This window comes from Achromobacter kerstersii (assembly GCF_902859595.1).
In the GTDB taxonomy this organism is placed as follows: domain Bacteria; phylum Pseudomonadota; class Gammaproteobacteria; order Burkholderiales; family Burkholderiaceae_B; genus Achromobacter; species Achromobacter kerstersii.
In genome coordinates this window covers 1,524,165-1,537,329 of record NZ_CADIJQ010000001.1, presented here as the reverse complement: position 1 = coordinate 1,537,329, position 13,165 = coordinate 1,524,165, and the positions used below count along the sequence as shown (strand labels likewise).

Sequence of the window (13,165 nt, the reverse complement as noted above, 5' to 3'; positions counted from 1 at the left end):
AAGGCGTACCCGACCGTCACGGCCAAGATTCTGGCCGACCTGAACGCGCAATTGGCGCAGTACGACAGCTACTGGTCGGGCGTGCGGTCGTTGCAGACCGCCACGATTACGCTGGGCGGCGTCGGCACGTACCTGAGCACGCAGGCCGAAGGCGGCCAGTACCTGGCGCTGAACCTCACGGCGGACCAGTACAACGCCGCGCTGAAGGCGGCGGTGGATGGCCATCATCTGGTGCGCCTGGCCTACAACGACAGCCTGAACGGGAACGTCCGCAAGGAAATCCTGGGCTATCTGGGTCTGGTGGCAGGCAGCGGCGCGAACAACATCTACCAGTTCACGTTCACGGTGTACGACCCGCTCAACCCGACGTCGAACGCGGGCCCGGTGTCGCTGGCGTCACTGGGTTACACGGCGGGCAGCCAAGGCGTGCTGTACGGCCCGTCGTATGCGCTGGCAGGCGCCACGGATCAGTCCAACGCCAACCTGCCGATTTCGTTCACCTTGCCGTCTGGCGCATTGACGGTGCAGCAGGGCTCCAGCACCTTGCGCCTGCAACTAAGCAATGACCAGTTGAATGCCTTTGCCAGCCTGTCGGGCCAGACGCAGGGCGACCTGTATCAGCGCGCGCTTGCCGGCTTGCGCACCTACACCTACATCCTGGTGGACGGCCAACAGCTGACGATTGACCAGATTGTGCCGACGGGCGGCCAGTGGTGGGGGTCGAACAGTTTCGACTCGATCCTGGTCACGCTGAAGTCGCCGTATGTGGGCGACCTGACCAGCCTGGACAGCACCGGCCATCACAACCTGAACATCGTGTTTGGCAACGCGGCCGGCACGCTGGGCGGGGGCGAGGTCACCGGCACGCAGAACGCCACGCGTCCCGTCGTGCCAGGGGCGGGCACGCCGGCGCCCGCGCTGGGCGCCAACGATCAGAACATTTCGGCCGACATCATCGCGGCAATTGATCAATACAACCTGGACCACCCGCAAGGCCAGATCAACACCGGCGCCGGGTCGCTGTACGCAAACCTGACGTCGACAACGCCGGGCAGCACCTGGACGGTCGTTGAGCGCACCATCACCAGCAATCAGCTTCAGCTGGCCGGGAATACGCTGGGCTGGTCGATACCGTCCGGCAATTCCGTGCAGGACTATAACCAGTGGATGAACAGCGCCGCCAATGGGCTGATTGGCAGCGAGATCACGTTCATGATTGACGGCGTCAGCTATACGCGCCGCATCGAGTCCCTGAGCCTCGTCCAGGCCGACGGCTCGCCGGCAACCAGCGTCTACAACGCGCAGAACCAGATTTCGATCACGTTCTCGGGCGCGGCTGTCTCGCTGAAGAGTTTCTTCGTGCGCAACGGCGCGAACATGGTCACGTCAACGCCGCTGCCGTCGCAACTGGTCTACGGCTTGACGGGCTTGGGCAAGGGCACCGGCTCCATGGCCGTGGCCTACACGATCCAACGCGGCTTTGGCGCTGCCGCGCTGAAGCAGGGCGTGCTGACGTCAGACACGCCGAACAACAACTGGGGCTGGTTCGGCACAAACCTGCTGCCGTTCTACACCTATACGGAAACGGCGGGCGCCGGGTATGCCGAGTTCGTCGACATGGGCAACGGCTTCAGCTGGGATCTGACCAACGCCAACCTGAGCGATGTTGCGCGCACGCAGCTGGCCAACAGCATCAAGGCGCTGCTGCAAAGCGGGCAGTCGATCTCGCTGGCCGGGCTTGAGCTGTACATGACCAACCAGAATGGCAAGCTGCAAGGCCATGACCTGGGCGTCTACGACAACGGCACGCTGCACATCCTGACCATCGTGGACGCCGACGGCAATCCGTTGACGGCGTCCAGCCCCGACAGCGCGTGGCTGACCGGCCGCATCACGTTCACGGGCAAGGTGTATGCGGAGAAGTCGCAGCTGGAAGACCTGAACGTCTACCAGAACACCAACGTTCACGACACCGCGACGTCGGGCAGCTACACGCCCGATTTGCACGGCATGACGGTGAACGCCGGCATCCGCCTGGTGGACAACGGCTTTACGCAGCAGTCGCTGACGCAGTTTGGCGCCGCCACGCTGACCTTGCCGGGCACCGACCGCCTGGTGCAAGGCCAGCGCGTGGAGCTGAGTTTTGCGAACTCCACGCAGACCGCCATCTATTACATCCAGAGCGTGAACGGCCGTGTGGTCACGCTGTCGAGCAGCGTGGATGGCGCTTTCAACGGCGGCACGCCGGTATCGATTGCGCAGATCTTCGGCGTGGCAGGCAGCACGCCGGGCGCGGTGACGGTGAAGCTGCTGGACGCGGCCGCCAGCGGCGCTACCGTGTCTGCCGACAACGTCATCACGCTGACCGACATGAATATCGTGCCGGTCACGGATGCCAACGGCCAGGTGACGGGCTACCGCGCCTTGCAGAACTACGACCGTGTTTACCTGAACGACGTGCGCGTGCAGATCGGCAAGACGGCCAGCCTGCAAACCAACGTGGCGTACTACGTGCTGGTGGGCGCCAACAACACGGTTCAGCTCTTTGCGTCCAAGGAACAGGCGGTGCTGCACCAGCAGATTGAACTGCTGAACCAGACGCCCGAGGGCCGCGAACTGGTCAAGGCGCTGTTTACCGACGCCGGCATCACGGGCGAGCTGTTGCGCGGCTTTGCTGCGGCAGACGTGAACGGCATGTTCACGGTGTCCACGCACCTGTTCCAGACACAGGCCGCCGGTTCGACGGCAGGCTTGACCGCGCAAATGCAGGCGCTGCACGAACAGCTGAAGAACCAGGGCTTTGACCCCAACTACCTGCCTGCCGCGCTGGACATCACGGCGGCGCAGAACCTGGTCAAGTCCACGCGCAACCAGATCGTCTACGACTACGTGGTGGACAAGGAACTGGCGCAGACCGCCGAATACCACAACTACTGGCGCGACCGCCTGGAGTCCGCCGCGGGAGCGGTGAGCTCGGGCCTGACGGCAGTGGGGGCGGGCAGCTTCAAGCTGGCCAACATGAACATCGTGGACGACGGCACGGGGCAACTGCGTGCGCTGCGCACGGGCGACGAGATCTATTTCCGCCAATCGGTAGGCAATGTGCGGGCCGACACGGCGTACTACGCCATCGTGGGCGCGGACGGCACGATCCGCCTGGCGGCGTCGCTGGCCGACGCCATGCTGTATCAGACGGGGGCAGGGCAGAACGACGGCTTGCTGGCGCTGTATCCCAACATGGGCGAGGCCATCACGCTGGCGTTTGACGCATCCAGCCTGAACGGGGCGGGCGTAGAAGCCTACACACGCACCTATACCGTGCGTGCGGATGCGCCGGCGCAAACGGCGGCTGATATCGCGCTGTACGGCCAGACCTACAACGCGGGCTACTTCTTCTATTTCTCGACGGCCACGTTGCGCAACATCGAGAACAACCTGCTGTATCCGGTGTCGGCGGCCATCAACGAACAGGTGTTCGACGTGGACGGTGATACGGACGGCGCGCCGCCCGCAGACCGCTTCCTGAACGTGAAGGCGGGCGGCGGCATCGTGTTGCGCACGTCGGGCCAGGGTTCCATTGGCGCCGAGCTGGGCGACTACACCCTGCAACTGCCCAGCCTGGGCGGCTTGTCGGATGACGAACGCGCCAACGTGTTTGACTCGCTGCCCGAGGCCGACAAGGCCATCTTGTCGCGCGCCAACGCGGTCAACCTGGCGGGCGTGTATCACACGCTGTATCGCTACATCGGCCCGGCTGGCACCACGCCGCTGGACCGTGCCAGCGTCGACTTCAGCGACACGAGCCTGTGGCAGCGCTTTGAGCCGGTGTTCTCCAACGACGCATCGCTGAAGCTGGGCACGACCTTGTCGGCCAATAGCGCGGTGCAGTTCCTGTTCGCCGACCGCTTCGGCCTGTACGAGAACAGCCGCGACGTCTTCATCTACAACAGCAAGCTGCTGGAAGGCGCGTCGGCGGCCGATATCAGCCAATGGCAGGCCAATGTGGCCGCCGCGCGCGCCAATGGCGTGCAGGTGGTGGATATTGGCAGCGGCTTCCTGGACCCGGTCTGGAAACCCGTCAACGTGCCGTACATGGCGCAAGACGGCGCCAGCCCGCAGGCGCTTGCCAGCGGCATGCTGGTGGGCGACATGCGCGACCCGCGCTACCTGACGCTGAAGCTCACGCGTTCGCTGGCGGTGCAGGCCGTGAACGGCGTGGTGTCCGCCTACAGCGACACCACCGTCGGCCTGGATTCGCCCAAGGGCAGCATCCGCCTGGGCGATATCCACGCCAAGGACGGCATCACCATCACGGTCAGCGCCCAGGGCGGTTCCATCATCGGCACCGATGCGGGCACGCTGGAAAGCGCCGGCCAGGTCAGCCTGGTGGCGGATCAGGACATCGTGGGCAGCACGCGGGACGCCAACGGCATCTATCAGTACGACGCCTCGAAGCATCTGCAACTGAGCCTGTCCGCCGGCCACGCGCTGTACGTGGAAGCGGGTGGCGTGGCGCGCGTGTCGCAGTTGGGCGCGCAGGACTTGAACCTGGTTCTGGCCAATACCAAGGGCACGGCGGCAGGCGGCTCGTCTTACCAGACGGACGCGAACCTGCGCGTGGGCCAAGTGGTGTCGGCCGGCAGCGTAACGTTGAAGGCGGGCTTGTCCATCCTGAACGCCACGTCCGAAGGCCAGCGCCAGTACGCCAACGTGGTGCTGTCTGACCTGAGCGCCGCCGAGCTGGCGGGCCTGGGCTATGTGCGCGAAGTGGCGCTGATCGCCGGGCAGTCGGTGGGCCAGATGGGGGCCGACGTCTCGCAGGAAGGCACGCCGCTCTTGGTCAGCGTGTCGGCAACCGATACGCAGGCCACGGTGCGGGCGTCGGCCACGCAGGGCGTCAACCTGTATGGCATGCATGGCTTGCGCCTGGGCGGTATCGATGTGGTCGATGCCGGCGGGGTGCGCGGCGATGTGCGCATCTATGCGTTGGACGCGATCTTGAACGGCACGGCTTCGGGCCAGGCCGCGATCACCGCGCGCAACGTGTGGCTGGAAACGCTGTCCGGCACCATCGGGGAGCTGGGCTCGCCGTTGTTGACGGATATGTCCGGCTATCTGGTGGCGTCGGCCTTGGGGTCGGTGTCGATCAGCCAGCTGGGCGCGAATGATCTGGTGCTGGCGCGGGTGGAGTCGCGGTCACGCGATGAGGTCCACCTGAGCAGCGCCACCAACATCGTCAGCGACAAGACCGCGCATCCGGGCTTGTCGAACACGCGCAGCGTTGCGGTCGTGACCGGCGGCAGCCTGTTCTTTGTGGCGGGTGGTTCGGTGGGCGGCTACGTGCAGTCCGACACGGCGGGCGCGGCGGTCAACGACGCGCTGATCGTGGCGTCGGTGGGCGCGCAGTCGACCATCAATGTCAAGGCGGTTGGCGACGTGGCGCTGGTGCAAGTGGGCGCCGCCACCGATGCGCAAGGCGTGTCGCAGGCGCTGTCGTTCAACGTTGGCCAGATCAACGCCGCCAACGCGTGGTTGGTGGCGCGCTACGAAGGCGCGCAAGCCGGCACGTCGGGCGATATCGCCCTGGCGCCGGACGCGGTGATCAGCACCGTGGGCGTGGTGAGCCTGCTGGCGGGCAACAACCTGTCGGTTGCGGGCCGTAGCGGCTTGCAGGCAGGCGGTTTGATCCAGGCTGGCCAGCGCATGAACCTGCGCGTGGACCGCGATGACCGCGGCACGGCCGGCTACGGCAAGGCCTCGGCGGTGGACATCAACGGCCGCCTGGTGGCGCCCGAGATCTATGTGTACGGCAGCGACAGTGGCAACAACACCATCACCTTCAGCAGCACCGCCGACGTTGGCGGCGCGCTGGATGGTCATGACGCGTTGACGCAAGGCGTCTTGCTGGATATCACGGGCGGTTCGGGTCAAGACCAGATTCTGGTCAACGCGCTGCTGATCAATCAGCAGCAAACCACCGTGCGCACCTTGGACGGCGACGACACGGTCACGTTCGACGCCACGGATGTGCGCGGCGATATCACCGTGCTGGCCGGGGAGGGCGATGATGCCGTCACGTTCCAGCAGAGCGTTATCACTGGCACGTTGACGGTGGACGGCGGCGAAGGCGCCAACGTCGTCCTGCTGGATACGGTGACGGTGGGTGTCGACACGTCGATCACGACAGGCGCAGGCGCGGATCAGATCACGGTGGTGGGCAGTGGCCTGACCGGCGCGCTGACGATCACGGCGGGCGACGGCGACAACACCTTGTTGCTGGACACCGTCACGGTGGGTGGCGATACCGCCATCACCACCGGCTTGGGCCTGGATGCGATTGTGCTGCTGGATAGCGATTTGACGGGCACGTTGACGGTGGACGCGGGCGAAGGCGACAACGTGGTGCTGCTGGATACCGTCACCGTAGGCGGCGGTGCGACGCTGCTGTCAGGCACGGGCGCTGACCTGATCACGTTGACGCACAGCGATTTCGGCGACGCGGTATCGGTGAATGCAGGCAGTGGCGACAACGTCGTGCTGCTGGACGTCGTAACTATCGCGGGCGCGACGGCTATTACGGCGGGCGCGGGCGTGGACCAGATCACCGTGCAGCAAAGCGCGCTGACCGGAGTATTGACGGTAAACGCCGGCAACGGCGACAACATCGTGGCGTTGGACACTGTGACGGTGGGTGGCGACACGTCTATCACCGCCGGGTCAGGCGATGATTTGATCGCGCTGGTGGACAGCGATCTGACGGGCGCACTGACGATTGCGGCCGGCAACGGCGACAACGGTGTCGTGCTGCAAACCGTGACGGTGGGCGGCGATACGTCCATCACGACCGGCTCGGGCGATGACCTGATCGCGCTGGTGGACAGCGGTCTGGCAGGCTCACTGACGGTAAGCGCTGGCGAAGGCGACAACGTCGTCGTGCTGCAAACCGCGACAGTGGGCGGCGATACCGCCATCACGGCCGGCTCGGGCTTGGACGAGATCGCCTTGGCGGACTCGGATCTGGCCGGTTCCTTGACGGTAGACGCGGGCGGCGGCGACAACGTCGTGCTGCTGGATACGGTGACGGTCGGCGGCAACACCGGCATCACCACCGGCGCAGGCGCTGACTTGATCACCTTGTCTGACTCCGATTTCCTGGGTCACCTGGCAGTGGGCGCGGGCGCCGGCGACGACAAGATCTGGATGGCGCGCATTCTGTTGGGCGGCGGCGCAACCGTGCTGGCGGGCGAGGGCGACGACACGATCTACCTGTCGGCGCGGGCGCTGGCGGGCGGCGTGTCGCTGCATGGCAATGATGGCAACGACCTGATCGTGCTGGATCAACTGCCGTCGCTGACCAGCCAGCAAGGCGTGGCCGGCGTGACCGACCGCGTGGATGTGGACGGCGGACGGGGCTCGGATCACATCATCGTGAACCTGGCCGCGGCGCTGACGTCCATCTGGATCAACGTGCATGATTCCGACGACAACGGCCTTGAAAACCTGTCGGACGTGAACCATCTGACGATCAACGGCACCACGCAGGACGAAACTTTCCTGGTGCGCGAGCACTTCGTCGCGAAGATCACGCCGCAAGGCGCGGGCTACGCGAATGAAGTGCAGCGCGTGAACTACGACCGCAGCATGACGGGCGGGCTGCGCCTGAATGCGGTTGACGGCGGCAACCGCTTCTATATTGATGACACCAGCACGTATGTGGTCATCGACGGCGGCCTGGGTAGCGATGCGTCCAAGCACAACGAATACCAGGTCGGCCAGCTGTACGCGCTGGACCGCCAGTTCCCGAACGTGGGCGCGGGCGACCAGATCGACACGGTGCAAACCACGCAGGGCTATCTGTCACGCGGCAACAGTTTCGGCCTGACCCTGTACGGCGCGGAAAACAGCAGCAACGTCTTCCGCATCTACAGCAACGCCGCGCCGCTGGCGCTCTTTGGCGGAAAGCGCGATGACGAGTTCATGGTCTACGCGTTCAAGGAAGCGCAGCAACAGCCCAACGGCGAGCGCAACTACGTCATCAACGGCGCGGTGTCGATGGATGGCGGCGACGGGATCAATACCTACACCGTGCTGGGCTCGGAAGATGCCGACGCTTTTGTGCTGACGCAAGAAGGCATCCGCGGCGCGGGGCTGAACACCAGCTACCAGAACATCCAGCGCGTCAATCTGGATGCCCGCGAAGGCAATGACCACATCTATGTGCTGTCCACGCGCAGCAATGTCATCACGACCCTGATCGGCGGACGCGATAGCGATACCTTCGATCTGTCGGGTGACGTGGCGGGCAACACCATCGTGACCGGCCGCGGCGGTTCGCGCGACGTGTTCGATGGCGCGCAGCCGGTCAGCATCACGGCGCAGCCGGGCCAGCTGGACGCCAGCGGCGGCAATACGCTGTCGCTGGCGATCAATCTGGATGCCAGCGTGCTGCCGCGTCCGGCTTCGGGCCAGGCGTATGTGTCGCTGAGCAGTGCGATGGTGGCGTCCGCCTTGTATGGCTCGCTGACGCAAGGCGTGGGCCTGAACGCGGCGGATTCGATGGCGGCTGCCCTGCAAAGCCTGCAAGGGCGGGGGCTGCTGCTGTCCACCGACGGCGGGCTGACCTGGCACCAAAGCGTAGTGCTGACGTTTGACGCCAACGGTGTCGGCGCGCAAGCGTGGGGCGCCATGCAGCAGGTGCTGGTCAAGGTGGAAGACGGCGCGGGCGCAGGCCTGCCGCCGCTGAGCCTGGCTGGCCTTGACTTGCACCTGTCGGCGTCGCTCTTTACGACGCTGCCCGGCTTGCAAGACGTCGCCTTGCCGCCGATTCTGGTGCGCGTGGCGGACCCGGCCTATGCCGGCCCCGCCAACGAACCGGGCAAGGTGCGCAACCCGCGCGCAAGCGACCAGCCCATCATCACGGTGGACCCGGTAACGGGCATCAGCTACGCCAATTACGGCGACCAGCCGCATGACGTGTCGGGCATCCAAGGCACGCTGCTGATCGAAGGCGACACGCTGGACCGCCCGGATTACGACGGCACGCTGCATGCGGGCGTGGGCCTGCCAAGCGAAACCGATGGCGTGCTGGGTGCGCGCAATGACGGCGTGGCGTCTGCCGCGCCCGTCAATGACCGCATCCGCATTTTCAATGACGGCACCACGGCCGGGCAGACCGGCATGCAGGATCAGGTCGACAACATGGGTGGCCTGGACCGCGTGTATAGCAACGCGCAAGCTGGCGACTTCGGCCGCATCACCGGGCTGGGCATGACGCCGGGCTTGGGCGGCGCGGGCGGCACGGTGTTGCAGACGAGCCAGGCGGGCACGCATGTGTTCGACCGCGGCATCGTCTTCCACGGCGTGCAGTCGGTGAACACGATGCTGGGCCAGGGCGATGACACCTACACGGTGCGCCACGCCACGGTCGGCACGGTCACGCTGGTGCAGGGCGGCGGCGGCAATAACCTGCTGGTGGCCGAAGGCAATACGGTGGGCGGCACGGACCGGCCGGTGCTGCTGTTTGGTTCGACCAGCCAGGACGACGCCTACTACACCGCATCGCCCGGCCAACGCGCAGCAGGCCAGGCGCTGCACTTTGGCAACGGCGGCAACAACGTGCTGGACGCACGCACCACCACGCAGGGCGTCATCCTATACGGCGGCGCGGGCAACGACGTGATCTATGGCGGGTTGGGCAATGACCTGATCGCGGGCGGCGGCGGCAACAACGTCATCCATGCAGGCCAGGGCAACAACATCGTGTTCGGCAATGCCGGCATGAACATCAACCTGGATACGCCGATGAACATGGGCGTGGCGGCGGTGGCCGACCAGCAGTCGCTGGCCGCGCTGACGCTGGTGCTGACGCCGCAGCAGGCGGCAGGGCTGGCGGTGGGGGCGTCGGCGGATGGCTTGTCGGCGGGCGCCAACACGATCACGGCGGGCGACGGCAACAACATCGTGTTCGCCAACTTCGGCCGCATCGTGAACGTGGAGCCGGTCAACTACCTGCGCAACCGCGGCGACTTCATTGACGCCGCCGCGCCGGGTGCGGACGCGCGCTATCTGTCGGGCGCCGGCCTGCAACTGCTGGAGACCATCAACCTGCCATCGGGCGGCGTGAACACCATCACGGTGGGCGCGGGCCGCAATGCGCTGTTTGGCGGCATGGGCGACGACATCATCCGGGCGGTGGGCGCAGGCGGTTTCAACCTGATCGCGGGCGACGGCGCGCGGGCGGTGTTCACCGCCGCCGGCCGGATCGCCTTGTTCGAATCCACCTACCCGTCGGTGGGCGGCTCGGACAGCCTGTACAACAACGGCGAAGGCGTGATGATCGGCGGCATGGGCGCCGACCAGCTGGAAAGCGGCGCGGGCAACAACGTGATGTTTGGCGACAGCGGCCGCGTGGTGTTCGTCAACGACCGCTGGAGCCTGATCGAAACCGTCGATATCGCGTTTGGCGGCAACGACATTCTGTTGGCAGGCACGGGCGGCAACTACATGTTGGGCGGCATCGGGGCCGACAGCTTCCGCGGCAGCTTCTCGAAGGACGTGATGGTGGGCGACTTTGCCGCCATCTATATCGAACCGGAGAGCGGCCGCGTGGTGAACCTGACCCGCTTCGGCATGGGCGGTAATACGCCTGACCTGATCACCCGCGCGCTGGAGGATCTGTATTCCTGGAGCGGCAACTTCGGCCAATGGCAGCGCCCGGTGTTCGAGCCGCTGCTGACCCGCCCCAACGCGGGCGCGTGGTACCTGTCGGGCATGCGGGATGCGGTCAACAGCATCCGTCTGGGACCGACTTCGCCAGACATCGTGATTGCACGCCACGACGGCGGGCTTTCCGATTATGCTTCGTCGGGCGCGCCGGACGAGGTGTCCATGCGCACCGATCAAACGGTGCAGGACGGGGGTGGCCAGGGTTACGCCAGCGGCGCGAAAACGGCGTCGAAGCCAGAGCCTAAGCCCGCTCCGAAGCCCGCACAGGACGCGTCCAACCCGGCTGCTGATTTGGCAGGGCAGGAAGGGGCAGGACAAGACGGGGCAGGACAGGACGCGGCAACCCAGGACGCAGCGCCGCAAGGCGCGGCAGTGTCGGAATCGGATCAGCCGGCTGACAACGTGGCTGCCGCCGAGAACACCCACGCATCCACCACGGCCGAGCGCGTCGCCATGGCGGCGGGCGTGGGCATCCTGGGCTTGAGCGGTGCGTTGGGCAAGTCGGGCAACGCCACGGTCGTGTTCAATTCAAAAACCAATACCTGGGAGCCGAAGGCCAGCCGCAAGCGCGGACTGAGCGTGCGGCAGCCGGCGCTCACGGAGAGTGGAAGCAAGGATGAATGATGCTGTCGTGCCCGCGCAGGTGAAGCGCGCGGACCTGGCCTGGTGGTCGGCGCTGTCGGCCGCGAGCGACCGCCAGTCTTTCCTGGACGCCTGGCTCGCCTTGCAGGCGGGTCAGCTGCCGGGCGTGCGTCACGCGGCGCTGATCCTGGGCGAGCCGGACACCGGGCCATTTGAAGCGGTGTCGCAAACCCCGGCGGGCAGCCGCGCAGGCGCGGTGTTCTACAGCGCGGTGGACGAAGCCTTGCAGGGCCGCGAAGTGGCTGTGTCGGCGGATGCCAGCGGGCTGGTGGTGGCTTACCCCATCGTGCTGGGCGGCCGCATCCATGGCGTGGCGGCGTTCGAAACCCCCATGCAGGCGCCCGAACCGCTGGTGCAGGCGCTGCGCTGGGGCACGGGCGTGTTGGAAGCGTGGCTGGTGCAGCATCAGGAAACCGATAGCGCGCAGACGGTCGAACGCTTGATGGTGGTGATCAATTGCGTGGCGCGTTCGCTGAAGGAAGGGCAGTTCAAGGATGTGGCGCTGACGCTGGTTACTGACTTGGCGACGCGGCTGGAATGCGACCGGGTCAGCATCGGCTTCCGGCAGGATGGCCGCAGCAAGGTCTACGCCTTGTCGCACAGCAGCCGGCTGGTGCAGAACATGAACCTGGTGCGCAGCGTGGCCGAGGCCATGGACGAAGCCATCGACCAGAACTCGACCTTGTGCGTGCCGCAGGACGAAGGCCGCACCATCCAACTGCGCGCGCACCAGAAGCTTGCGCGCGAATTTGGCAACCGCAACGTGCTGACGGTGCCGTTCGCGCCCGATGGCGACGCGCGCGGGGCGCTGGTGTTTGAGCGCCCGGACGACCTGCCGTTCGACAAAGCCAGCATCGAACTTTGCCAAAGCGTAGTGCTACTGGCCGGCCGCGTGCTGTATCAGCGCTTGCAGCAGGAACGCCCGTTCTGGCGCAAGTGGCGCGATGCGGTGTTGCGCGAATCCGGCCGTTTGCTTGGGCCCCGCTACATTGGCCGCAAGCTGGCGGCCGTCGCGCTGGTCGCCTTGGTGGCGTTTGCCGTCTTCGCGCACGGCCCGTATCGCATCAGTGCGACGGCCACGGTGCAAGGCGTGGTGCAGCGCGTGTTGGCCGCGCCGTTCGATGGCTATATCAGCGATGCGTCGCGCCGCGCGGGCGATACCGTGAAGCAGGGCGATGCCCTGGCCGCGCTGGATACGCGAGAGACCGAACTGGAATTGCTGCGCGCGGGCAACCTGGAAGTGCAGTACCGCCGGCAAGCCGAAGAGGCATCGGCGCGGGGTGACAGCGCGGCCTCCGCCATCGCCCAAGCCCAGGCGCGCCAAGCCATGGCGCAGATTCAGTTCTATCGTGAACAGATCCAGCGCTCAACGATGCGCGCGCCGTTTGACGGCATCATCGTCAGCGGCGACCTGAGCCAGCAACTGGGTGAAGCCGTCAAGCGCGGCCAGGAACTGTTCAAGCTGTCGCCGCCCGATGGCTACCGGCTGTGGCTGGATGTGGAAGACCGCCTGATTGACGACGTGGCGGTGGGCCAGACCGGCCGCGTGGCGTTGGCCGCGATGCCAGACCGGCAGATTTCCTTTACCGTGACGCGCATCGTGCCGCTGGCGCAGGTGCAGGAAGGCAAGACCGTGTTCCGCCTGGAGGCCAGCCTGGAACCCCAGGCGGCGCAGGCGTTGCGCCCGGGCATGGAAGGCGTGGGCCGGATCGATATCGACGAGCGCCGCTACGTCTGGATCTGGACGCACGGGTTTTTTGATTGGCTCCGCCTGAAGTGGTGGGGCTGGTTCGGCTGA

Annotated in this window: 2 protein-coding genes (1 of these 2 running past the window's edge); both read left to right on the top strand. The window is 66.0% G+C overall.

What is annotated here, in order from left to right; translation table 11 throughout:
• Positions 1-11,349: the end of a DUF4347 domain-containing protein gene (locus HV765_RS06720; RefSeq protein WP_175169178.1), read on the top strand. The gene continues 20,886 nt to the left of window position 1, outside the view; only the last 11,349 of its 32,235 coding nucleotides appear in the window; the start codon falls outside the window, past its left edge; it ends in the stop codon at positions 11,347-11,349.
• Entirely contained in the window at positions 11,342-13,165 is a 1,824-nt protein-coding gene (locus tag HV765_RS06715) for a GAF domain-containing protein (RefSeq protein ID WP_175169177.1), read from the top strand. The genes HV765_RS06720 and HV765_RS06715 overlap by 8 nt, the downstream gene beginning before the upstream one ends.